At 42.3% G+C, this 24870-nt stretch carries 25 protein-coding genes and 2 pseudogenes; 18 read left to right on the top strand and 9 right to left on the bottom strand.

The features are described from left to right. Positions 1–328: 328 nt before the first annotated feature. The 9 genes from B0X70_RS00125 (at position 329) to B0X70_RS00090 (ending at position 5911) form a co-directional block, all read left to right on the top strand. The gene (locus B0X70_RS00125; protein ID WP_167337845.1) at positions 329–493 is read left to right on the top strand and encodes a hypothetical protein; all 165 of its coding nucleotides are present in this window, start codon (positions 329–331) and stop codon (positions 491–493) included. A 282-nt stretch (positions 494–775) separates the two neighbouring features. After that, a complete protein-coding gene (locus B0X70_RS00120) occupies positions 776–979 on the top strand; it encodes a tail protein X (protein ID WP_036783320.1) in 204 nt (67 codons plus the stop codon). 354 nt (positions 980–1333) lie between these two features. After that, positions 1334–2110, top strand: a complete 777-nt coding sequence (locus B0X70_RS00115; RefSeq protein WP_036783343.1) for a phage baseplate assembly protein V — start codon at positions 1334–1336, stop codon at positions 2108–2110. Then, a complete protein-coding gene (locus B0X70_RS00110; protein WP_036783323.1) occupies positions 2110–2451 on the top strand; it encodes a GPW/gp25 family protein in 342 nt (113 codons plus the stop codon). Before B0X70_RS00115 ends, B0X70_RS00110 begins: the two co-directional genes overlap by 1 nt. A gap of 4 nt (positions 2452–2455) precedes the next feature. Beyond that, a complete protein-coding gene (locus B0X70_RS00105; RefSeq protein WP_046397841.1) occupies positions 2456–3454 on the top strand; it encodes a baseplate assembly protein in 999 nt (332 codons plus the stop codon). Then, positions 3447–4061 (top strand): phage tail protein I, encoded by a 615-nt coding sequence (locus tag B0X70_RS00100; RefSeq protein ID WP_036783328.1) that lies wholly within the window; start codon positions 3447–3449, stop codon positions 4059–4061. Before B0X70_RS00105 ends, B0X70_RS00100 begins: the two co-directional genes overlap by 8 nt. Beyond that, complete coding sequence (locus B0X70_RS00095; protein ID WP_418889048.1) at positions 4058–4996, top strand: phage tail-collar fiber domain-containing protein; 939 nt, start codon at positions 4058–4060, stop codon at positions 4994–4996. The genes B0X70_RS00100 and B0X70_RS00095 overlap by 4 nt, the downstream gene beginning before the upstream one ends. Further along, positions 4920–5180 carry a hypothetical protein gene (locus B0X70_RS25835; RefSeq protein WP_418889077.1) on the top strand — a complete coding sequence of 87 codons (261 nt, stop codon included), beginning with the start codon at positions 4920–4922 and terminating at the stop codon, positions 5178–5180. The genes B0X70_RS00095 and B0X70_RS25835 overlap by 77 nt, the downstream gene beginning before the upstream one ends. Before the next feature lie 134 nt (positions 5181–5314). Next, the gene (locus B0X70_RS00090) at positions 5315–5911 is read left to right on the top strand and encodes a tail fiber assembly protein (protein ID WP_046397181.1); all 597 of its coding nucleotides are present in this window, start codon (positions 5315–5317) and stop codon (positions 5909–5911) included. 228 nt (positions 5912–6139) lie between these two features. On the opposite strand, the gene B0X70_RS00085 is transcribed toward B0X70_RS00090, so the two are convergent. Together B0X70_RS00085 and B0X70_RS00080 are read right to left on the bottom strand one after the other, a co-directional pair. Next, entirely contained in the window at positions 6140–6670 is a 531-nt protein-coding gene (locus B0X70_RS00085) for a tail fiber assembly protein (protein WP_046397180.1), read from the bottom strand. Positions 6671–6685: 15 nt separating this feature from the next. Further along, positions 6686–7618, bottom strand: a complete 933-nt coding sequence (locus tag B0X70_RS00080; protein WP_181150222.1) for a pyocin knob domain-containing protein — start codon at positions 7616–7618, stop codon at positions 6686–6688. 434 nt (positions 7619–8052) lie between these two features. Here B0X70_RS00080 and B0X70_RS00075 point away from each other — a divergent pair, with 434 nt between their 5' ends. The 9 genes from B0X70_RS00075 (at position 8053) to asd (ending at position 15806) form a co-directional block, all read left to right on the top strand. Next, positions 8053–9225 carry a phage tail sheath protein gene (locus tag B0X70_RS00075; RefSeq protein WP_036782415.1) on the top strand — a complete coding sequence of 391 codons (1173 nt, stop codon included), beginning with the start codon at positions 8053–8055 and terminating at the stop codon, positions 9223–9225. A gap of 10 nt (positions 9226–9235) precedes the next feature. After that, on the top strand, positions 9236–9751 hold the full coding sequence (locus B0X70_RS00070; RefSeq protein ID WP_105396541.1) for a phage major tail tube protein: 516 nt from the start codon (positions 9236–9238) through the stop codon (positions 9749–9751). Positions 9752–9777: 26 nt separating this feature from the next. After that, positions 9778–10095 carry a phage tail assembly protein gene (locus B0X70_RS00065; RefSeq protein ID WP_036782409.1) on the top strand — a complete coding sequence of 106 codons (318 nt, stop codon included), beginning with the start codon at positions 9778–9780 and terminating at the stop codon, positions 10093–10095. A gap of 14 nt (positions 10096–10109) precedes the next feature. Then, complete coding sequence (locus tag B0X70_RS00060) at positions 10110–10229, top strand: GpE family phage tail protein (RefSeq protein ID WP_200868805.1); 120 nt, start codon at positions 10110–10112, stop codon at positions 10227–10229. Then, entirely contained in the window at positions 10222–12648 is a 2427-nt protein-coding gene (locus B0X70_RS00055; protein WP_246593390.1) for a phage tail tape measure protein, read from the top strand. The genes B0X70_RS00060 and B0X70_RS00055 overlap by 8 nt, the downstream gene beginning before the upstream one ends. Before the next feature lie 2 nt (positions 12649–12650). Then, positions 12651–13109 (top strand): phage tail protein, encoded by a 459-nt coding sequence (locus B0X70_RS00050; protein ID WP_046396587.1) that lies wholly within the window; start codon positions 12651–12653, stop codon positions 13107–13109. Positions 13110–13111: 2 nt separating this feature from the next. Beyond that, positions 13112–14197 carry a phage late control D family tail protein gene (locus tag B0X70_RS00045; protein ID WP_105396539.1) on the top strand — a complete coding sequence of 362 codons (1086 nt, stop codon included), beginning with the start codon at positions 13112–13114 and terminating at the stop codon, positions 14195–14197. A 76-nt stretch (positions 14198–14273) separates the two neighbouring features. Continuing rightward, positions 14274–14495, top strand: coding sequence for an ogr/Delta-like zinc finger family protein (locus B0X70_RS00040; RefSeq protein WP_036782400.1), 222 nt, complete (start codon positions 14274–14276; stop codon positions 14493–14495). A gap of 204 nt (positions 14496–14699) precedes the next feature. Beyond that, a complete protein-coding gene (gene asd, locus B0X70_RS00035; RefSeq protein WP_105396538.1) occupies positions 14700–15806 on the top strand; it encodes an aspartate-semialdehyde dehydrogenase in 1107 nt (368 codons plus the stop codon). 438 nt (positions 15807–16244) lie between these two features. Here asd and B0X70_RS00030 read toward each other — a convergent pair whose 3' ends face one another. The 7 genes and pseudogenes from B0X70_RS00030 to dnaA all read right to left on the bottom strand — a co-directional run bounded on the left by B0X70_RS00030 (position 16245) and on the right by dnaA (position 24636). Next, complete coding sequence (locus B0X70_RS00030) at positions 16245–17213, bottom strand: IS30 family transposase (RefSeq protein WP_217470615.1); 969 nt, start codon at positions 17211–17213, stop codon at positions 16245–16247. A gap of 638 nt (positions 17214–17851) precedes the next feature. Beyond that, positions 17852–18211: pseudogene (tssD, locus tag B0X70_RS00025) on the bottom strand (type VI secretion system tube protein TssD); the annotation flags it as partial. A gap of 125 nt (positions 18212–18336) precedes the next feature. Continuing rightward, positions 18337–18455: pseudogene (locus B0X70_RS24900) on the bottom strand (type VI secretion system tube protein Hcp); the annotation flags it as partial. A gap of 140 nt (positions 18456–18595) precedes the next feature. Further along, positions 18596–21010 carry a DNA topoisomerase (ATP-hydrolyzing) subunit B gene (gyrB, locus tag B0X70_RS00020; protein WP_105396450.1) on the bottom strand — a complete coding sequence of 805 codons (2415 nt, stop codon included), beginning with the start codon at positions 21008–21010 and terminating at the stop codon, positions 18596–18598. Between the two features lie 19 nt (positions 21011–21029). Next, positions 21030–22121 carry a DNA replication/repair protein RecF gene (recF, locus tag B0X70_RS00015; RefSeq protein WP_105396449.1) on the bottom strand — a complete coding sequence of 364 codons (1092 nt, stop codon included), beginning with the start codon at positions 22119–22121 and terminating at the stop codon, positions 21030–21032. A gap of 21 nt (positions 22122–22142) precedes the next feature. Continuing rightward, positions 22143–23243, bottom strand: a complete 1101-nt coding sequence (gene dnaN, locus B0X70_RS00010) for a DNA polymerase III subunit beta (RefSeq protein ID WP_036782381.1) — start codon at positions 23241–23243, stop codon at positions 22143–22145. A 4-nt stretch (positions 23244–23247) separates the two neighbouring features. Further along, positions 23248–24636 carry a chromosomal replication initiator protein DnaA gene (gene dnaA / locus B0X70_RS00005; RefSeq protein ID WP_036782378.1) on the bottom strand — a complete coding sequence of 463 codons (1389 nt, stop codon included), beginning with the start codon at positions 24634–24636 and terminating at the stop codon, positions 23248–23250. Positions 24637–24870: the final 234 nt, after the last annotated feature.

Raw genomic sequence — 24870 nt, 5'->3', positions numbered from 1 at the left:
AATAAATTCATTAGATCCGATAAGGGATATTGCATCATAGGCATATAAATTTCAATCTATATACTTTGTGAAACTATATCATCTAAATAAAAGAAGAAATCTTCTAAGCAATAAAATAAGAAAAATTTATTAATTACAACGAATTGTGATCGAAAAGAAACCTTTTTAATCATTAATTATTTCAGTAAAAACAATAATTAATATATTAACACTATCAAATATAGTTCCCAAAAAAGATAAAAAACCACTTTAAATTTTTCTAATCAAAGTGTACTGTTCTTATATACAGTTATGTTATGCGGAGGTAAGTTTGTCAGTGGACTTTCTTATGGAATCAGTAATAGCGCAACGTATTAATTTTATAGCTAGAATGGCAACGAGCTGTGAATGTAATCATGCTGAGGATAAAGAACTTGCTTTGGTTTGGATTGCTGAGTTGTCGACACCACTTGCAAAACAACTTATTAACTACCACGAAACGCTTGAAGAATAAATACGGTAGATAAATGTGGAAATTCTGTATGATAAATAATCTAAAGTTTCTAAGTTGATTATGATTGCATTGGAAAATGAGCTGAAAAATAGATTTTCCCTATGAATTCAGCAAATTTTGGAAAATATGATTAATTATTAAATTAGCCACTGAAAAGTGGCTTCTTGCTTCTCATTTGTACTGTTTCCTTAACAATATTGTTTCACTGGTTCTCTCCCACTATTCAGCGCACCATAACACTTTAACTTAACAATATTGACTAAATTAGAGAGGGTATACCTAATGAAAATAATTGCACAGCAGAATGATACTGTTGATGCTTTATGCTGGCGTCATTATGGTCGGACTCAAAGCATGACAGAACAGGTACTGTTAGTTAACCCAGGTTTGGCTGAATACGGTGTAATCCTGCCACATGGCACAGAAGTTGAGATGCCGGAAATTATGACAGCTACAACGAAACCTATTTTGCAACTATGGGATTAAATATATCCATACTAAGTTTATGTTTTTTAAACAGAATTATCACTCTATATCAGGAAATTAAACTTATCTATTCTTCTGGCTAGATAAATAAACAGTTGAACTCGAACGTTATACTTAATATATAGTCAAGCCACGCAAATTTGAATTTTTTGAACTATTAGAGTCAAAATAGCACAGATTACATAAAGGCCCTTCTCGATTATGGGAAGGGCTTTTTAATTTATGTTGTTACATTTTCTCTTTTCAAAAAACTTGTTTTGTCTTTCTTACAATTCCTCTTTGATGTTGGCAACTGCCATTGCTGGCATTCTTTCATACATAAATCCACAACCACCAAATGGCATTTTTCCAAACATGGATACACAACTAACAGAACTTTTGCGCTTATTGCGTAACCTGATCAGAACTGGTGTTGTTACCGAGGTAGATACCACCCGGGGAGTGTGCCGGATTGCAACAGGCAATCTCGAAACTGACTGGCGGCCTTGGTTGACAATGCGGGCAGGCAAATCCCGTACTTGGTGGGCTCCCAGCCGTGGTGAACAAGTTTTGCTGTTATCTGTTGGCGGTGAATTGACCACCTCCTTTGTATTGCCAGCTGTTTATTCTAATCAATTTCCGGAGCCATTGGCTGTTTCTGGAAAAACTGTTGATACTGCTTTTGCTGATCAATTTCCATCAGCGTTGCCTGCTTCTGCGGAAGCTGTCCATATTGTCTTTCCTGATGGAGCAATAATGGAGTATGAGCCAGCATTTAGTGCCTTAAAGGTAACAGGTATTAAGACTGCTGTAGTGCAGGCTTCAGATTCCATAACACTTGAAGCAACAAATATCTCACTCAAAGCACTTAATTCAATCAAACTTGAGGCAATCAACTCTATCGAACTGACTTCAGTCAACAAAATCGATATGAAAACACTACAAGTCGGGATAAATGCATTGGAGGTAAAAGCTGGGGCAGCCAAAGGCATCACACTGCAAACACCAGAATTTGCTGTAAAAGGAAAAACTAAGCTGGAAGGTGATGTTGAAAACACAGGTGGAAAACTCAGTTCTAACGGCGTAACCCTACATTCGCACCAGCACACCGGCGTCATGGCAGGCGGTGCGACAACAGGAGGTCCAGTATAATGATGTACCTTGGAATGAATCGACAAACTGGTCGTAGCCTGACGGATCTGGATCATGTACGCCAGTCTGTCAGCGACATCTTACTAACCCCTGTTGGTAGTCGTTTGGAACGGCGCACTTATGGCTCTCTGTTACCCGAATTAATTGACTGGCCACAGAACGCGGCTCTACGCCTGCAAATTATGGCAGCCACCTATACCGCTATTAGCCGCTGGGAACCGCGAATTAATCTGACAGCTATCACCATAAATACCCAACAAGACGGCAAAATGACAGTAGATATATCTGGTCATTATCAGCTGTCCCCTGGGGGGTTTTCTCTATCTATCCCTGTGAGGTAAAACAATGCCGACCATTGATCTAAGCCAGTTGCCGCCACCTGATGTAGTTGAGCCACTGGATTATGAAAGCCTGTTGGCTGAACGTAAAGCCAAATTAATATCCCTTTATCCTGAAGAACAACGGGATGCTATTACTCGAACATTGGAATTGGAATCCGAACCTCTGGTTAAGTTACTTGAGGAAAACGCGTACCGGGAATTGATATTGCGCCAGCGGGTTAATGAAGCTGCTCGTGCAGTAATGTTGGCCTATGCAACCAATAGAGATTTAGACCAGCTAGGAGCGAACTATAACGTTACCCGGGCAGTTATGGAGCCTGATAGTACCTTCCGTGATCGCATCCAAAGAGCCTTCGAAGGGTTAAGTGTTGCAGGGCCAATAGGTGCGTATGAATATCATGCTCTTAAGGTTAATGAAAGTATTCATGCTAATAGAAATGAATACAAAGGTGAATATCAAACTGTTTCAGATGTTTCCGTCATTAGCCCATCACCAGCCAATGTGACTGTGACTATTTTGTCGCGGAAATGGAAATGGGAAAAAGATAAACAAGACGAAGAAGATAAAGAGCACAAAGGTGTAGCTTCACAAGAGTTACTGGATAAAGTGATTGCGGCACTTAATGACGAAAACGTCAGACCAGTTGCCGATCGGGTAAAAGTGCAGTCAGCTAACATAGTGGAATATCAAATTGATGCTGTGCTTTATCTCTACCCGACACCTGAATCTGAACCTATCCGTAAATTGGCTCAACAAAATATGGATAAGTACGTGCTAGATCAACATAAATTGGGGAGAGATATTCGGTTATCTGCCATTTATGCTGCGTTGCATGTCGCAGGAGTACAGCAGGTAGAGCTGAGAGCTCCAACTAAAGACATAACTCTGTGTAAAGATCAAGCTCCTTATTGTACTGGCGCAAAACTGGAAATAGGGAAAACACAAACTGCTGATTGTTCCAAACCAAATCCAGGTTTGATAGTGGGAGGTTCTGATGAATGACCGCCTGTTACCAACAGGTTCTACGGTTTTGGAGTTGGCTGCTGCTAAGGCGTGTTCGCAATTGCAGAATATTCCAGTACCACTTCGCCAACTCTGGAATCCTGATACTTGCCCTGAGGAGTTATTACCCTATCTGGCGTGGGCGTGGTCGGTTGATCGCTGGGACGAAAAGTGGTCGGTAAGCACTAAGCGTGACGTGATAAAAAACTCGCTGTTTCTGCACAAACATAAGGGAACCATTGGCGCCGTCCGTCGTGTAGTAGAACCGCTTGGCTATCTCATTCAAATAAAGGAATGGTGGCTGAACAACGAAACACCGGGCACATTCCGGTTAGCGATAGGGGTACAGGAAAACGGGATCACCGAAGAAACTTTTTTAGAGCTGGAACGGCTAATTTCTGATGCCAAGCCTGTAAGTCGTCATTTGATAGGTTTGTCAATCAATCTGGATGTTAAAGGCGAATTTTATTGCGCTGCGACGAGTTATAGTGGAGATGACCTCACTGTTTACCAATATCTCCCTGACGTCATCACAACTAGCGACAATGCTCCCTTAGGGGCTGCAATTCATTTGATCGAGACAGATACATTGAGGGTTTCACCATGAAATACTTTGCAATTTTAACCAACCTGGGAGCGGCGAAACTGGCGAACGCCGCTGCTTTGGGGACAAAAGTCGATATTACTCACATGGCTGTTGGTGACGGTGGCGGTAAATTACCAGATCCTGACGTCAATCAGACAAAATTAGTTAATGAAAAGCGTCGTGCTGCAATTAATACATTAGGCGTTGACCCGGTAAACACCAACCAAATTATTGCCGAACAAATTATCCCTGAAAGTGAGGGTGGTTGGTGGATGCGTGAAATTGGTCTGTTTGACAGTGAAGGTAACTTGATTGCAGTAGCAAACTGCCCGGAAACCTATAAACCACAATTACAGGAAGGTTCGGGCAGAACACAAACTATCAGAATGATCTTGATTGTTAGCAATACGGATTCGGTAACGCTGAAAATCGATCCCTCTGTCGTTCTGGCAACTCGTGATTATGTAGATAGCTCTATTCAGAAACATGAAAAAAGCCGCAATCATCCAGATGCCACGCTGACAGAGAAAGGTTTTACAAAACTTAATAGTGCCATTAACAGTAGTGATGAAACTACAGCAGCAACCCCCAAAGCAGTAAAAGCAGCTTATGATAATGCTAATAGTAAATTGGCAAAAAACCAAAATGGCGCAGATATCCCAGATAAAAATGCTTTTGTGAAAAACCTTGGTTTATTGGAAAAGCTAATTCCGATAGGGGTGCCACTTCCTTGGCCGACGGCCACACTACCGGATGGGTGGTTGCAATGCAATGGTGCGGCCTTTGATAAAGCGAAATTTCCGGAATTAGCTAAGGCTTACCCTGGTGGTAATTTGCCCGATTTGCGAGGAGAATTTATTCGCGGTTGGGATGACAAACGTGGCGTTGATTCCGGATCGTACATTATTGGTATGGCAAGAAGGGTCTTATTTAGTACAGGAAGTTGGTCAAGTTGATAATGTTGTTAACTTCTCACTCAACGAGCGTACGAAATTACAATGGGATACTCCCCAAAATAAAGATATTCCACTGAGAGCTAGAGCTGTCGGTACGGCAACAACTTGGAATACCAGTGCAACTTATATAGGGGTATCAAGGCCACGTAACGTAGCGTTTAACTACATTGTAAGGGCAGCATAATGCTCACGTCTGTACTTGAAGAGATCCCAGTAGGAATACCTCTGCCTTGGCCGACTGACATACCACCAAACGGGTGGGTGAATAGAAACACGTCCACGAAACGTGGCATTTAATTATATTGTGAGGATTGCCTGATGAATAAGGCTGTACTGGATAAAAATAATATTGCCATCAGTACCGGAAGTATCGTTGTGTTTAATTACGATGCGATTACGCTGGAATATTTACACAGTTCTGATGAGTATCTTCCTATTGGTGTCGGTCTTCCTGCTAATTCTTGCACAGACGCGCCACCTGATACCCAAGAAGGGTATGTCGCCTGCCGTTCATCTGATTTAACCGGTTGGCAAATTGTACCAGATTATCGAGGAAAAATAGCTTACGACACCCAAACTGGGGAACAGAAGGAAATCATTAAACCGGGCGAATTACCAGAAACACTGACGTGCAAACAACCAAACACTGATTTTGATAAGTGGGATGGTGAAAAATGGGTAACGGACATTGAAGCTCAAAAAAACAGTCAGATTGAACAGGCAGAACAACACCGTGTCATTCTTCGCCAACAGGCTGATGAAGCCATGACTTTATTACAATATGCTATTGAGACTGAGATGGCCTCGGACACAGAGAAAGCATTATTGCTTGCCTGGAAGAAGTATGTGGTATTACTGAGCCGTGTAGATACTTCAATGGCTTCAGATATTGAGTGGCCACAAATACCGGAATAATACAATTATCAAGACCGGGTGTTATTCTGTCCCCGGTCTTTTTTCAGTTATGATAGGTTATGTTGACCAATCGATTTCCGATGCCTTTGAAATATCAACCCAGTTAAGTATGACTTGGTATTTTCTTCATTCCAGTAAGGTCTGACGCATTAGGTAAGCACTTATTGATTGCTCTAAAAACCAGAATAAAAAAGGCCCGAGGTTTGTGAACTGCGGGCCTATATTTATTTATGCGGGTTGTGCAGGCCACTCAATATCTGGTGCTATGGTGGGATCAATGCGGTTTGCTTGCATTCGGTATTTTTTCCAAGCTTTGAGCCGTTCTATCTCTTCCAGAGTTGCTTCATCTAGATCAACGGCATCTTGTAAGGGAGCAATATTATTGCTGGCAAGGACTAGCAATTCTTCTTTACGTCTCTCCGCTTGAACAACTAACTCGCCCTTTGTGTACTCACGCGAAACAATAGCACCGTTTATATATTGCCATTTGCCAGAAATATCGCAAGAATCAGGCAGATGATTTACCTCAGCTACACTCATTCCATCTGGGTTAAAAGCTGATACATCTCCTGATATAGAACGGATTACATTATTAAAATCATACATTACTTTGATTGTGCCAGAATTAAAGCTTTTCTGGCATTCATACCAGTCCTGACCGTCTTCTGATTTCAAATAAATGACATTAAAATCTTCAATGATTTTTCTGGCTTGTTTTGAGTCAGGTATATATTGGGAAAATTTTTTAATGTTTTGCATATATTTATCACCTTACTAAATATTGGGTATATTCATCCACATGCCGTTAACCTTCTTCTGTATTGGCCTGCGGTTTACGGTGTCAACTAACTCATCTCTATTTCCATTTATTACAGCAGTAATGGCATATCCATTTGTGTCTGTATCCCCAGAGCTTTTCCGTACTTGCGCGAGTTCTTTGGCACCAAAGCGAATGTCTTGAATATAACGCGTGTCTGATTCTGATTTTGTATAAGCGCCAATAATTGCAGCGGTTGGTCTATATCCTTCATGATAGACCTGATGCCCTCTAATTCGGAGGTTATCAGGTTTAAGACTCATCCATTCATTAGTTGGCCCTCCAGAGAGGGCATGCTGCCATTTGAAATATTCGTTACCATTATCTCCTGTTCTAAACCACATATAGGAGTCTGTATCTTCATCTGCGGTGTCTTTAAAACCGATAGAGGCGAAGTCGGTGAGTCTGCTCCAACTCAGCATAGAGTCAGTAGTAATAATTATGTCGCCTGTTACATTGCCACCACTGCGTTGCAACGCATCCGCAGCTTTAGTAACGGTTTCCATTAAACCGAGCTCACTCGCAGTGGGTTTATTCAGGGTATTATATTCTCGTGCCCAAGGTGACCATATTGCATCAGGTCTATTCCAAGAATATAAAGAACGTGTATATATTCGACTGCTGTTATAAACAAAATAACGCTGAATGATCCCAGCAGCCTGTAAAACGACAAGTGAACCTGCAAGTGGTTCAGGATAGTTATTACCGGTTCCCGCTTGTACATCCAAACCCTGATAATAAAGCCCTGGTGTTTGATAATCATTTAAATCGGCTTTGTCGGGTATGGATATTGATTGCCCATTAAAGATATCCTGAGACGTAATATTGATATCTTCAGTCAGAACTTTGCCATTCACTTTTCGGCTATTCGGTACTGCTCCCTTAGCCAAATTCACCGTTTCCATCAAACCAAGATTTTTAAAAACTCACTTATCGGTGAAATTTCCGAAAGAATAGTTTCGTATTGGTACTAAGCGGGACTATATATGCCGAAGATTGGCTATATTCGGGTGTTAATAAATGACCAGAACTGTGGTTTACAGAGAAATGCGTTGATATGTATAAATTATAATCTATTTTGGTCGGTGAAATCTGTGAAAAAATAATCAATGAACAGAGCTAAAAGTTCACTCCAGAAGAAACAGATATTGATTTATAGAGGTTTCTTTTTCCACTCTCTATGAAGTACAAATAATTAAATAATTAGAAAAAATAATAAATTAAGCGACCTGATTTGTATCATCTCCCACACATTTCCCATCGAATGATTTAATAATTTGGATACTTCAACATAGCGGGACACCTTAACAGGAGAACCGCTAATATGGCACAAGATTATCATCACGGCGTCCGTGTACAGGAAATTAACGAAGGCACACGTACCATCACCACAGTTAGCACCGCTATTGTTGGTATGGTGTGTACTGGTCCTGAAGCAGACGAAAAAACTTTTCCACTAAACACTCCGGTCTTGATTACTGATGTTTCACTCGCCATTGGCAAAGCTGGTAAAACCGGTACATTGCCTCAGGCACTCAAAGCTATCTCAGACCAGTCTAAACCCGTTACTGTTGTTGTCCGTGTAGCACAAGGTGAAACGGAAGAGCAAACTACCAGCAACATCATTGGTACTACAACTAATGAAGGTAAGAAAACCGGTATACAGGCACTGTTGGCAGCACAAAGCCAATTAGGTGTGAAGCCACGTATTCTGGGCGTCCCTGGGCTGGATACGAAGGCTGTTGCTGTTGAGTTGGCGAGTATCGCGCAGAAACTGAGAGCAATGGCTTATATCAGCGCCTATGGTAGTAAGACTATCTCAGAAGTTATCGAATATCGCAAAAACTTCAGTCAGCGCGAATTAATGCTGATTTGGCCTGATTTCCTGAGTTGGGATACTGTTTCTAATAAAGAAACTATCGCCTACGCTACTGCTCGTGCATTGGGTTTGCGTGCAAAAATTGATGAAGAAACAGGTTGGCACAAAACACTGTCCAACATCGGTGTCAATGGTGTGACCGGTCTTTCAGCAGATGTATTCTGGGATCTTCAAGATCCAGCAACAGATTCAGGTCTGCTAAACCAAAATGGTATCACGACACTTATCCGTAAAAATGGCTTCCGTTTCTGGGGGTCCCGTACCTGCGCTGATGACCCATTGTTCCAGTTCGAAAGTTACACTCGTACTGCCCAAGTCTTAGCTGACACTATGGCGGAAGCACATATGTGGGCAATCGATAAGCCACTAACTCCTTCACTCGTACGGGACATTATCGAAGGTATCAATGCTAAGTTCCGTGAACTGAAATCTGGGGGCTACATTATTGACGGTCAATGCTGGTATGACGAAAACGCCAATGATAAAGACACCTTGAAAGCGGGTAAATTGACCCTCGATTACGACTATACACCTGTACCACCACTGGAAAACATGATGTTACGCCAGCGTATTACAGATCGTTACCTGATGGATTTCGCGAAAAGCATAAACGGCTAAGGGGACACAGATGGCATTACCTCGCAAACTTAAATTCCTGAACTTGTTTAATGATGGCAATAGTTATCAGGGAATAGTAGAAGAACTTACTCTGCCTAAGCTGAGTCGTAAACTGGAAACCTATCGTGGCGCTGGCATGAACGGTAGCGCAACCGTGGACTTAGGCTTGGATGAAGGTGCATTGGACGTTGAATTTACTCTAGGAGGTATGGAAGCTCAACATTATCGGCAATGGGGACTGACCAAAGCCGACGGCGTAATGTTGCGCTTTGCGGGCTCCTACCAGCGCGATGATACCAGCGATGTGATTGCTGTTGAAATCGTGATGCGTGGCCGTTTCCATGAGTTTGACCACGGTACTTATAAGCAGGGAGATAATACTCAGACCAAAATCAGCGCTAAAAATACCTATTTCAAATTGACATGGGATGGTGAAGTTCTGATCGAAGTGGATACCGTTAACATGGTTGAAGTCGTTAATGGTGAAGATCGCTTGGCAGATCACCGCCGCGCTATGGGTCTTTAATCTAATCGGATAAACAAGGTTGAACCATGACAGAAACACTAATTACTCAAAACGACGAGCAGCGCACAATCGTATTAGAAGAACCGCTTGCACGTGGTAGTAGCAACATCACTGAAGTGGTGGTGCGCAAACCGAACAGTGGCGCGCTGCGTGGTGCTCGGCTACAGGCTTTGCTGGAAATGGATGTGGACTCAATGATATTGGTTTTGCCACGCGTTACCATACCTGCGCTCACTAAAAGCGATCTGTTGTCAATGACGCCCGGCGATCTGATTAATCTCAGTGTTGAGGTGGTCAATTTTTTGTTACCGAAGTCGGCGAAGTCCGGTTTCCAGACCGACTAACCGTAGATGAATTGGTGGCAGATATTGCCACCGTTTTCCACTGGTCTCCGGCAGTGACAAATGAAATGTCACTACCGGAATTACTGGACTGGCGACATCGGGCCATCTTACGAAGTGGTGCAGAAAATGAGTAATACACAGTCACAGCTTAAATTGGTAATACAGTCCGTTAATAAGCTGACCAGCGCCTTGAAATCTGCCCAGCGAAATAATAAAAGGTTGGCGGATTCTCTCCGGCAAAATCGTGATGAATTTAAGCGATTAAATCAGACTTATGAAGCAATTAAACCTTATTCTGCTCCTGAATATGCGCAGGAAACTGCGCATACCAGTAACAAAAAGGAAGAAAATCGCGGTGAAGGTCGTTATAGCAAAATCAAAGAGCTTCGTGACCGCGTTAGCCAATATGGTGCTAGTGCAAAATCAGCCGGTAGCAAAATACTGACAACCAGTAAAAACTTTTTGATGCCGGGTTATGATCTCAGTGCTCAAATGTCCAAAATTCAGGCACAAACTAATATTGAAAAAAATTCTCCTGAATACACTATGTTACTCAATCAAAGTCGTGAGTTGAGTAAAAGTACAGGGATTCCTGCCAGCCAGATTGCACAGGGACAGAGCTTGTATGCTTCCAAGGGGTATTCTCCTGACCAGATAAAGAATGTGATGCCAGGCGCGGTATTAATGTCGCAGGCAAGCGGTACAGATTTCGCCAATGTGGTTGATATTAGTACTAATGTACTGGAAGGGTTTAAATTACAATCCGAAGAGATGGGGCATGTTAGTGATGTTTTGACGGCAACGCTTATTGGTTCAAAAACAACGTTGGCGGGATTGGGTGACACCATGAAATCTGTCGCCCCAGCGGCTACTTCTTTGGGGATTGACATTGAAACCGTTGCGGCTGCCACAAGAAAGCTAAGTGATGCCAATATTAAGGGAAGTGAAGCTGGAGAGGCTTTGAGCAATGTACTAAGCCGATTGGCTGAACCGCCTAAAGCTGCTGCTGCCGCATTGAAACAACTAGATATTAAAACTCGTGATGCTAAAGGTAATTTACGGCAATTACCTGATATTCTCGTTGAACTAGATGATAAAACCCGTTCAATGAGCGGTAAACAACGTACAAGTTATTTCACAGCAATTGGTGGTGAAAATGCTGCTCCTGCTTTGGATGTATTGGTAAATCAGGCAGGGCAGGGAGGATTGCAAACGTTTATCGCTGAGCTGAAAAATGTTCAAGGTGAATCCCAAAAAGTTGCCTCTGTAGTGACGAATAATCTCACTGGTGATATCCAAAAACTCAATGCCGCTTGGAGTAATCTAGGCGTTCAGATGTTTTCTGGCGTAGAAGGTCCTGCAAGAGAAGTCACTCAGCAAGTAACCAATGTAGTCAATAAAGTCAGTGAGTGGATGGAAGCCAATCCACGTTTGGCTGCAACGCTTGCGACTATTACGGTGGTAGTCGGAGGCATGTTAACTGTGTTTGGCGCATTGGCACAGGCGATCGCTTCGATATTGCTTCCATTAGCTGTAGCGAAGTATAGTCTTACTTTCTTTGGTAGTACTGGTGTGAGAGCGCTCGGATTAGTCGGGAATGCTCTGAAGATGTTGGGTAGCACCATGATGATCGTCGGTCGTTTGATGATGGCTAACCCAATCCTCGCCATTATTGGTGTAATTGCGATGGCTGCTGTTTATATTTGGCAAAATTGGGAAACATTGGGGCCGAGATTTTCTCATCTTTGGGAAAATATTAAAATTAACCTCATTGAGAAATGGGAATCTATTAAACAGAGTGTTCTGCAAACTTGGGAAAGTATTAAAACTAATATTAGTAATGCCTGGGAATTAGTTAAACAGAATACATTGGATATCTGGGAGAATATTAAAATATCGATCTCGGATAAATGGAATGAAATTATTACTGACGTAATGAATCTACCTAGTAAATTTAAAGAGGTTGGCACAGCGATAATTAACAGTTTATTGGAGGGGATTAATGAAAAATGGGAAGCCCTGAAACAGAAACTGACTTCATTGTCTGAGTATCTCCCTGACTGGATGCGGTCAAAGGAAGATATTTCAAGAGATGCCAGTAATAATGTGAGTCCTAATGTTAATTCGGTTCTGCCCAAACATGACAAAGGGGGCATTATTCCGGCTGGTCGAGTTGGTATTGTTGGTGAATATGGACCAGAGATTGTCACTGGCCCTGTTAATGTTATTAGCCGACGACAGACTGCTAAACTTGCTGCTGCTGCGGTATTTTCTTTAAGCGTAATGGCGCCTTCTACCGCCGCCAGAACCGCACCATTGCATGTTCAGAGTTTACCGGTTCATGCTTATCCTCAGATTCAGGAAAAGAAAACGGACAAACGTCAGGTGGTTGAATACCGCAGTGAATCGCCGGTCTATCATATAAATATCTATGGTGCGCCGGGGCAATCTGCGCAGGACATTGCAGCAGCAGTTAGGCGCGAATTGGATGATCGGGAACGTAAACAGCAGGCTCGTTTACGTAGTTCATTCTCTGATAGAGGAGAATTCTAATTATGATGGCTGCACTGGGTTTATTTGTTTTTATGTTGAAAACCACACCATACCAGAGTATGCAATATACTCAGTCATGGCGACATGCTTTTAATAGCCGTATCGGGGTGCGGCCTGCCTGGCAATTTCTGGGGCCGGATAACGACACAATGACACTTTCCGGTTCGTTATATCCAGAAATTACTGGTGGCCGTTTATCATTGACGGTACTACAAGTTATGGCTGACAGCGGTAAGGCTTGGTCTTTTATAGATGGCAGCGGCACGGTTTACGGTATGTTTGTCATTGAGAGTATCGACCAGACAAAAACTGAATTTATGTCGAATGGTTCTGCCCGCAAAATTGATTTCACGTTGACATTGAAGCGAGTAGATAGTTCTCTAATTGAAATGTTCGGTGATCTTCAGGGACAATTCTCTATGCTTACAGACAATTTGTCAGATAGAGTCAAAGAGGTATGATCATGACGTCTAAATTTGGCAGAGGTTCCGAAAAAGGTGGTGCACCGGCATTTCTTTTGGAAATTGATAATAAAGATATCAGCGGGCGCATTCAATCGCGCCTGATGTCACTAACGATGACAGATAATCGAGGCTTTGAAGCCGACCAGCTTGATATTGAACTGGATGATGCAGATGGAAGTTTGGTGTTACCTTCCAGAGGTAATGTGATTTCATTGGCGTTGGGATGGCGTGATCAGCCACTGATTAGTAAAGGACGTTTTACTGTGGATGAAATTGGCCACAGTGGAGCTCCGGACAAATTAACGATTCGTGCCCGTAGTGCTGATTTCCGTGAATCTCTCAATATGAGACGTGAAGAGTCTTATCATAAGAAAACGATAGGTGATATTGTTCGCACTATTGCTGCAAGGAATAGGCTTACCGCCGATTTACATCAAGATATAGCGAAAATATTGATTAACCATATTGATCAGACGAATGAGTCTGATGGTAGTTTTCTCACTCGCTTGGCAAGGCAGGAAGGGGCGATTGCTTCAGTAAAAAATGGTAAGTTGATATTTATTCGGCAAGGACAGAACAAAACAGCCAGTGGTGCGGTTATCCCTGCATTAGTGATTACACGTCGGTCAGGTGACAACCACAATTTTACTCTGTCCGATCGTGAGGCTTATACCGGCGTGGTAGCAAACTGGTTGGATGTCCGTAAACCGGAGAAAAAACATACCTTAACCGTTGAACGAAAAAATCAGGAAAATGCTGATAAATTAAAATCTTATTTGATCGGTAGCAAAGATAACGTATTAGAGCTTTCTCGTACTTATGCTGATGAGGCTAGTGCTAAACGTGCAGCCAAGGTTGCCTGGGAAAAAATGCAACGTGGAGCAGCGACGTTTTCGATTCAACTGGCTCAGGGGCGTGCAGATCTCTACCCTGAAATACCAATCAAGGTTACCGGTTTTAAACCAGAAATAGATGCTGCCGAATGGACATTAACGACAGTCACTCACACGGTGAATGGATCTGGTGGTGGTTTTACAACAGCACTGACTCTGGAATTAAAAATTGATGATCTCGATATGAAATAATTGTTCTTTAAGTGAGATCTCATTGCTATATTGTTCACATTATGAGAGTTCATGTTTTAGTTAAGGGTAAGAAAATATGATCAAGTGTCCTCTTTGTGGTAAAGCGGCTCATGCACGCAGTAGCTTTGAGCATTCCAGCCATACAAAAGAACGTTATAATCAATGTCAAAACATCAATTGTGGTGCAACTTTCGTTAGCCATGAAACGTTTGTCCGCTTTATTTCCAAACCTGGTGAAGTAATAAGTGTTAAGCCGCATCCCAAAGAAAAAACTAAAACTCAATTGAATGTGACTTGAAATTAAAAGTTAATTGTAAATATTTGCCACCAGCCGGTGGCTTCTTACTCAGATGCCAGATTTGTTATATATCTTGCTGCTAGCTACGTTGCTAAATATCTTGTGAATTAGTTAATAAATTCACTTGCGTCCTTGGTCATATTTTGTCAGCTTTGGTGTAATCAGAATCACTGAATCAACACTCACCGAAGTAGGACAATAATGATGAAAAATGTGGGCTTTATCGGCTGGCGCGGGATGGTCGGCTCAGTATTAATGCAGCGTATGATTGAAGAGCGGGATTTTGATGTTATTCGTCCGGTATTCTTCTCGACATCACAACACGGACAGCCAGCACCTGATTTTACTGGTCGGCAAGGTACGTTACAGAATGCTTTCGATATCGAAGCTCTTGGTGCTTTGGATATTATTATTAGCTGTCAGGGGGGAGATTATACTAATGAGATTTATCCAAAGTTAAGAGCAACGGGTTGGCAGGGATATTGGATTGATGCGGCGTCAGCACTGCGTATGAATGATGATTCCATCATTATTCTTGATCCAGTTAACCATGCGCATATTCAGCAAGGTCTTAATGAAGGCATAAAAACTTTTGTTGGTGGTAATTGTACCGTTAGCCTAATGCTGATGTCTTTGGGCGGTTTGTTTGCTAATAATTTGGTTGAATGGGCTTCTGTTGCAACTTATCAGGCAGCTTCTGGTGCGGGCGCTCGTCATATGCGTGAACTTCTGGTTCAGATGGGAGCTCTACATACTCAGGTAGCAAAAGAGCTGCAAGATCCGGCATCGGCTATTCTGGATATTGAAAGAAAAGTAACGGATTTCACCCGTAGTGGAGTTATGTCAACTGAGCAATTTGGCGTACCGTTGGCAGGTAGTTTGATTCCGTGGATTGATAAACAACTTGATAATGGCCAAAGCCGTGAAGAGTGGAAAGGTCAGGCAGAAACCAACAAGATTCTGAATACCGGTAATAACATCATTACCGTGGATGGCTTGTGTGTACGTATTGGGGCGCTGCGTTGCCATAGTCAGGCATTTACTCTGAAATTGAAAAAAGATATTTCGATTCCTGAAATTGAGCAATTACTGGCCGCGCATAATGACTGGGTTCGTGTTATTCCAAATGATCGCGAATTGAGTATGCGCGAATTAACCCCGGCGGCGGTAACGGGAACTTTGAATACTCCTGTAGGGCGTTTACGTAAACTGAATATAGGTCCAGAGTATTTATCTGCTTTTACTGTCGGTGACCAATTGCTGTGGGGAGCAGCAGAGCCTTTGCGTCGTATGCTGCGTATCTTGGTTTAATTATTTTAATACATTTATTTATGTAAAAATCCACTCGTTGTTCGGGTGGATTTATCCATATAGTTCTGTTCATTGTTTCTTTATTGGTTTATTTTTGTTATATTCATAATCTATATTTATGATCTTCTATCCAAATGTATAGTGAATCGTTTTTATGGAGATGGTAGGAATGGAACAAGATAAACTACTAGCTTTAGAGGTTAGAGAATTAAGGGAGTTGGCAAGGACGTTATCTTCTCGTTATATGAGCCAAATAATATGGGTCAGGAACTAATTATATCTACTCAATCATCTGATATGGATCTTTTATTATATTTTTTATTTATAATAATTTTTTCTATGTTTTTTTTATTTATTAAAAAATACACGAAAAGTAAAAAGAGTATTTCTCTATTTATAATTAATCTTTCTTGGATTCACATAATAAGTGCAACATCGTTAATCCGGAAGTAAACATGTTCGTATTCCTTTAAATAATTCATTCGGTGTTTTCCCTCCCCGTGTTTTTCGGGGGCGATTATTTAATCGGTTTACCACAAAATTTATTTCCTGATCAGAGACTTCATTAAAATCAGTTCCCTTTGGAAAGTATTGTCTGATTAGTCCATTGATATTCTCATTTATCCCTCTTTCCCAAGGCGAGTAAGGGTGAGCAAAATAAATTTGGGTTTCTAATTTTTTACTCATGATTTCATGCTCTGCGAACTCCAAACCGTTATCGAATGTGATGGTCTTAACCCTTTGTTTTAACGGGTATAATACTTTCACTACCGCTTTTGCGACTTCTAATGCCCGCTTGCTATCAAGTTTAACAATTATGGTATACAACGTTTTGCGGTCAACCAGGGTTAATAAGACACTTTTTTTATCTTTCCCTATTATCGTATCACCTTCCCAGTCGCCAATACGTTCTTTTTTATCAACGAATTCCGGGCGCTCATCAATACTGGCCCGATTTTTAATTTTGCCTCTTTTTTCATAGCAGCCATAGCGTTTACGATAGGGTTTTCTGGCAATTCGCAGATGTTGCCATAAATCACCCCCCTCTATTTTATCTTGATAAATCAGCCTATAAATCGTCTCATGATGCAAAAATATCCCTTTATGCCGCTTCAAATAATCAACCGCCTGTTCAGGACTTAAATCTTGCCAAATTAACCGTTTTATCCATTTTTTGACTTCCGGCGTTATTTTTACGGCTTTTTTAGCAAAATGACGACGAGCCAATCCCTTCAAATGAGCCTGTTCAGGGCAATAGGTTTGAACTTCTTGATTTCTCTTCAATTCTCTGCTGATGGTCGACGGACTTCGCTTAAGTGACTCAGCAATGAAAAGCTGTGAAAAACCCGCTGTTTTTAAACTGGAAATCTGATATCTTTCTGTCTCGGTCAGTTGTGTATAGGCCATAGCGCATTCTCCTGTGGCGGGAAAGATGCCTACTATAGCAACTGACCGCCTTTCTGAAAAATTGCGCTTATTAGTCGAATCCGCCTTTTGTTTTTATTTTCTTTTTGTACAGATCAATTAATTATATCTAAATTTAGTTATTCCTTGATTCCACCATTTATATTTTTGAATTTAAATGATGAGGTAATAAGAGTAAGTGCGGTGATATTTTCAATTTTAGTCATGATGATGTTCCCAAGGAAGTTTAAATGTTGACAATAAATTACTGGTGAAAAAGAATAATGGACTATATAGATGTTACAATTTCCACTCAATCTACTTGGCAGGATATTTTTCTGTACTATCTTTTATCGTTAACGCTTTTGTTTTTTCTTCTTTTCATGAAAATTACTATAGAGAAAAGACTAAGTTATATTCTCTCTGTTATTGGGTTTTTTATTATAGTAATGTTGGGTTCAATTCAATTGTTTATTGTGAAATATGGTGGTTATCATGAAATTATATCAATGTTTATTAATTTAAATAGTGAGGTAATTAGAGTAGGTAGTGTGATGTTTTCTATTTTATATGCTTTGGTTCTACCAAGAAAGTTCGTCAATGAAACAAGGCGTTAAATTAAAACGCCTTGTTTTGCTCTTTTAATAAATTCTATCATCCCAAATACTATAACCGCCAGTACCTGCGATAAGGTGATTCCAGGTAATGTTTGTATATTTTAACGAGATACTTTCCTGTGGTGGAAGCTCATTATGATTCAATGAATGTGGATGTAAGACACTTATTTCAGTGATTGTGGCGCCAGTGATTTTTATATTGTAATAACGTTCTTGAGCACCATTTGAGTTAGTTCGGTAAAAATCAATAGAGCATTCAAGAGACTCATTCTCAGAAATAGCAACACCGAGTAATGGTGATGATTTGTCGATAGGTTTTTGGATAATAATGGGTTGATGATCGACATTTTGAGTTTGTGTTATCGCATGGCTTAAGCTATATACCCGTCATCTTTCAAGCTGCCTCTTTGTTGGCTGCACTCGCTCACCCCGGTCACATAGTTTGCTATGCTCCCGGGGATTCACTCCCTTGCCGCCGCGATGCAACTTGAAATCCATAGGGTATAAACTAATATCTGGTCAAGATGGTTTGCTTGATATTTATTACCAATAGAATCAACAGAAGAACATCCAGCCGATATTAATCCCTGTTTTTTCCCTTTATTGTCATGTAAATCATGTCAGCCATATTATACCCTTAGATTATATTTAAGTGATGTTTTACATAAACATTAAATAAATTACACTTTATTGGTCGTAAATAACAGATAAAAAAAGCGCTCATAGAGAATCAATATGAGCGCTTTTTTAAATTGATAATAATATCAATTAGATATCAATATTGGCTGCTTTCAGGGCATTCTCTTCAATAAATGCTCGGCGAGGTTCAACAGCATCACCCATCAGAGTTGTAAACAGTTGGTCAGTTGCAATGGCATCTTTTACTGTCACACGCATCATGCGGCGAGTTTCCGGGTTCATGGTCGTTTCCCATAACTGCTCAGGGTTCATTTCTCCCAAGCCCTTATAGCGCTGTATAGACAACCCGCGGCGAGACTCTTTAGTCAACCAGTTTAGCGCTTGCTCAAAACTGCTAACCGGTTGGCGTCGTTCACCGCGTTCGATATAAGCGCTTTCTTCGATCAAGTTGCGAAGTTTATCGCCTAGCTGAGTGATTCGGTGATATTCACCGCCGTGGACAAAATCGAAGTCCAATAGGTAATCAGTATCGACACCGTGTGTACGAACACACAGCACCGGTTCGTACATTTGGCGCTCACGATTTTCATGGAGGCGATAACTGTAGCTACTGCCGTTCTGTTCACTGTCATTCAGACGAGTGGCCAGCATTTCAATCCATTCTTCAACTTTCGCCTTATCAGACAATGCTTCTTCGGTCAGCTTCGGATGATAAATTAGGCTATTCAATAAACTTAGCGGATACAGACGTTCCATGCGTTTAATGATTTTTTGAACACCATTAAATTCGGTCACCAGTTTTTCCAGTGGTTCACCTTTTAGGGCTGGCGCGTGCTCATTGGTGTAAAGTGAAGCGCCATCCAGTGCAATGGATAGTTGGTACTCATCCATTGCCTCATCATCTTTAATGTATTGTTCTTGTTTACCTTTTTTGACTTTATACAACGGTGGTTGAGCAATAAACACATGACCGCGTTCAATGATTTCTGGCATTTGACGATAGAAGAAAGTCAGCAATAGAGTACGAATATGAGAACCATCGACGTCCGCATCCGTCATGATAATAATGCTATGGTAACGCAGCTTATCTGGATTGTATTCGTCACGGCCAATACCGCAGCCCAATGCGGTGATCAGGGTTGCTACTTCCTGAGAAGAGAGCATTTTATCGAAACGCGCTTTTTCGACGTTCAGGATTTTACCTTTTAGCGGCAAAATTGCCTGATTTTTGCGGTTGCGGCCCTGTTTTGCCGAGCCACCCGCAGAGTCCCCTTCCACTAGGTAGAGCTCAGAGAGTGCCGGATCACGCTCCTGACAATCAGCCAATTTGCCTGGCAGTCCAGCTAGATCCAGTGCCCCTTTACGGCGTGTCATTTCACGCGCTTTGCGAGCTGCCTCACGAGCGCGAGCAGCATCAATAATTTTACTGACGACAGTTTTAGCGTCGTTTGGATTTTCCAGTAGATATTCCACCAGCTTCTCATTCATCAACGTTTCAACCGCAGTTTTCACTTCGGAGGAGACGAGTTTGTCTTTAGTCTGAGAAGAGAATTTTGGATCAGGTACTTTAACGGAAATAACAGCAACTAAACCTTCACGAGCATCATCACCCGTAGCGCTGACTTTGGATTTCTTGTTGTACCCTTCTTTGTCCATGTAACTATTAAGGGTACGTGTCATCGCAGTACGGAAGCCAACTAAGTGAGTTCCCCCATCGCGTTGTGGGATGTTATTGGTGAAGCAGTAAATATTTTCCTGGAAACCATCATTCCATTGCATTGAAATTTCAACGCCGATGCCGTCTTTTTCTGTAGAGAAATAGAAAACATTTGGATGAATGGGGGTTTTGTTTTTATTTAGAAACTCAACAAACGCTTTAATGCCACCTTCATAATGGAAGTGGTCTTCCGTATTAGTGCGTTTATCAATAAGGCGGATGGATACACCGGAATTCAGGAAGGATAATTCACGCAAGCGTTTAGCCAGAATGTCGTGCTGGAATTCTGTGTTATTACGGAAAGTATCCATGCTCGGCCAGAAACGGACACGGGTACCTGTCTGTTCTGTTTCTCCAACGACTTTCAGTGGGCTTTGTGGTACGCCAAGGTGATAAGTCTGTTCATGAACTTTGCCGTCACGGCGGATAACCAATTCCAGCTTTTCAGACAAGGCGTTAACAACAGAAACCCCTACGCCGTGCAAACCGCCGGAGACTTTATAAGAGTTATCATCGAATTTACCCCCCGCATGCAGCACGGTCATAATAACTTCGGCTGCTGAAACACCTTCTTCTTCGTGTATGCCGGTAGGAATACCGCGGCCATCATCCTGTACGGAGACTGAGTTATCAGCATGGATAGTGACGATAACTTCATTACAATGACCTGCGAGGGCTTCGTCGATAGCGTTGTCGACAACCTCGAAGACCATGTGGTGTAAGCCGGTACCATCGTCTGTATCACCGATATACATGCCCGGACGTTTACGCACCGCATCCAGCCCTTTTAATACCTTGATACTTGAGGAGTCATATGTATTCGACATCAACGTTTCTCGCTCATTTTTAATCCTGTGGTTGAACCTCTATTTTGCCATTTTCCACGCGAAACATCTTGCTGTTTCCATCAAGCATGTCTGTTATTTGATCGGAATTTATCGCACTGACAAATACCTGAGCTTGCGTGGATTTTAGACGAGCGGCCAGCAACTGACGGCGGCCGGTATCCAGTTCGGAGGCAAAATCATCAAGCAGATACAGACATTGTTGTCCGCTCTGTCGGGTGAAATATTCACCCTGTGCTAGCCGCAGTGCGCACATCAGTAACTTTAATTGACCGCGGGATAGCATATCTTCTACTGGCGTTCCTTCCGCACGAATGCGCAGATCTGCCTTATGTGGGCCGGAAGCTGTATAGGTTAACGTTCTGTCGCGCTCAAATTGGCGTTCCAGTAATTCAGCATAATCACTCTCTTTGTCCCATCCCTGTTGAAAAGAGAAACTTAATGTAAATTCGGGTAAGAATTGCTTACAGGTATCCGTAATATCCTGAGTGATGTTTGCAACATATTCACCACGCCACTGATTTATTTGGTTAGCGAGTGGCGCCAATTCCTGATCCCAGGGCCGTATCTGGCTGTAGCGGGTAACTTGTCGTAGTGCTGCATTGCGTTGTTTGAGTAGCCGTTTTAAGTTTACCCATGCAGAAAAAAAGCGTGGCTCATTGTGAAAGCAACCCCAGTCAATAAAGGCCCGTCGATACTTTGGCCCGCCATTTAACAGGGTAAACCCTTCTGGGGTAATAAGCTGCATAGGTAACATCTTAGCCAGTTCGGCAATTTTACAGCCATCACTACCATCAATTCTGACTTTACTGTCGCCATGACGGTTTTTACTCAGACCGATAGACCGTTCTCGCTCGTTCTCTTGTTGTCTTAACCGCCCATGCAGAACAAATTCATCACAGTCGTGACGAATTATCCGCCCTGTCTGAATGCTACGAAAAGCGCGTCCGTGACCCAGCGTATAAATCGCTTCCAATACGCTGGTTTTGCCGCTGCCATTAGATCCAACCAGAAAATTAAATCCGGTAGCTAGAGGCAAATCAGCGGCGGCGATATTACGAAAATCGCGGATAAGTAAACGCGTGAGAGTCATATACCTGAAATATAAATCCGGTTACAGGCGCATTGGCATCACGACATAAGCCGCATTGTGGCTGGCACAGTCTTCTATCTGAACACTGGAAATAGCATCAGTCAGTAATAAACGAACCTCTTCACATCTTAATGTATTAAGTACATCTAGCACGTAACTGACATTAAAGCCTATTTCCATTTCAGTACCTTGGTAGCTGACATCGACAATCTCTTCGGCTTCTTCCTGCTCAGGGTTATTAGCTGTGATTTTTAGCTGGTTTTCACTGAAATAGAGGCGAACTCCGCGGAATTTCTCGTTAGAGAGAATTGCTGCGCGTGAAAAAGCTTGTTTCAGCATATCGCAATTAGCTTCCAGGGTTTTATCCGGGTTCTTTGGCAATACGCGGCGATAATCAGGGAAACGCCCATCCACCAATTTAGAAGTAAAAATAAAGTCGCCAACGTGGGCACGGATATTGTTACTGCCGATTTGTAACTGTAGCGGAGTATCGCCGCCATCCAGCAATCTCATGAGTTCAATCACGCCTTTACGTGGCACGATAACCGAATGGGAAGGCAACTTTTGACCAATTCCCATGGAACAGACTGCCAGACGGTGACCATCGGTTGCAACTGTACGCAATTCTTCTCCTTCGGTTTCAAACAACATACCGTTGAGATAATAGCGGACATCCTGGTGAGCCATTGAGAATTGAGTTGATTCAATAAGGCGTTTCAGTGTGGCCTGTGGCAGTGAAAACTCCACTTCACTTTGCCAGTCATCAAGATTTGGAAAATCAGAAGCGGGCAATGTGGAGAGCGAGAAACGGCTGCGGCCAGAACGCACCAATAAGCGGTCGCCATCCAGTTCTACACTGATTTCGGCTCCGTCTGGCAGACCTCGCCAGATATCAAAGAATTTACGTGCCGGTACCGTGGTTGCACCTTCTGCGTGTGGCAATGAAAGCGTGACTCTTGCCATCATTTCCATTTCTAAATCTGTGCCGGTCAGCAACAGGGAACCTTCTGTAACCTGTAGTAATAAATTACCAAGAATAGGCAGAGTAGGGCGCCCACTCAGCGGGCTACTGACCTGTTGCAGTGGTTTTAACAATTGCTCACGTTCAATGATAAATTTCATAGCACTAGGAAGACAATGTTCTGATTAAGTTAGAAAAATCCTCTTTGATGTCGTGACTTTCTTCACGCAGTTGTTCGATCTTACGACAAGCATGCAACACAGTTGTGTGGTCACGTCCACCAAAGGCATCCCCGATTTCAGGCAAGCTGTGGTTGGTTAACTCTTTTGCCAGCGCCATTGCCATTTGCCTTGGACGGGCAACGGAACGGGAGCGCCGTTTGGAAAGTAAATCGGCCACCTTGATTTTATAATACTCAGCGACTGTTTTCTGAATATTATCAATGGTAACCAGTTTTTCTTGCAGTGCTAATAAGTCACGTAATGCTTCACGTACAAAATCAATAGTAATCGCTCGACCGGTAAAATTGGCATTCGCTATTACCCTGTTCAATGCCCCTTCAAGTTCACGGACGTTAGAACGCAGACGTTTGGCTATAAAGAAAGCAACTTCTCCAGGCAACTGGATTTCGTTTTCGTCTGCCTTTTTCATCAAGATAGCGACACGAGTTTCGAGTTCCGGTGGTTCAATGGCAACGGTTAGTCCCCAGCCAAAGCGAGATTTTAACCGATCTTCTACCCCATTGATCTCTTTTGGATAGCGATCTGATGTCAGAATAATCTGTTGATTACCTTCCAGTAATGCGTTGAATGTATGGAAGAACTCTTCTTGAGAGCGTTCTTTATTGGCAAAAAACTGAATATCATCGATCAGCAATGCGTCGACAGAGCGGTAATAGCGTTTGAACTCTTCTATTGCATTATTTTGTAATGCTTTGACCATATCCTGAACGAAACGTTCAGAATGCATATAAACCACCTTGGCATTTGCCTTACGTGCCATAATGCTGTTGCCTACGGCATGTAATAGATGGGTTTTACCTAAACCCGTACCACCATAAAGAAATAGTGGATTATAAGCACCGCCGGGATTATCAGCGACCTGTCTTGCCGCAGCGCGAGCAAGTTGGTTGGATTTACCTTCAACGAAGTTATCGAAAGTATGTTTCGGGTTAACGTTAGAGCGATAAGATAGCTCTGGTTGTACCGCGGTGTTATCCCAACTGGGGCGTACTGATGTGTTTTGTGGTGCGGGTGCAACCGGCGCGTGAGCAACAACCCTTTGTGGCGGGCTATCATTTTGGGAAATGGGTTTATTGCCAACTTCAAAACGTAATAATGGTACTTCTGCTCCACAGAAGTCATTCAACAACCCATTGATGTTGTTGATATACTTCTCTCTTACCCAATCCAGAACGAATCGATTTGGGGCATAAAGCGCCAGAGTGTTACCACTTAGCTCTGCCTGAAGGGGGCGTATCCACATACTGAATTCTGTGGCAGGTAATTCATCCTGCAATCGGGCAAGACATTGCTGCCAAAGCGAAAGTGACACGGTGGACTCCCCTAAAACAAGGCCAATTAACAATTAAAGAAATCGGAGTGGTTAGCTCATTATATTGGGTACAAAACAACGACTCCTCTAAGGTGAGGATGGATCAGTTGTCATGTGTATGGCGATTTTTAATGTCATCGCTCCCCCCATGATCCGAGGATAAGATCCAAATCATGGCTGGGGATCATAGCGCAAAAGACGATATAGATCTTCATTCTTTTACACAGTTTAAGC

Source organism: Photorhabdus akhurstii (assembly GCF_019090985.1).
Taxonomy (GTDB): Bacteria; Pseudomonadota; Gammaproteobacteria; order Enterobacterales; family Enterobacteriaceae; genus Photorhabdus; species Photorhabdus akhurstii.
The sequence above is the reverse complement of the archived record's forward strand: the minus strand, read 5'-3'. Positions and strand labels throughout refer to the sequence as shown.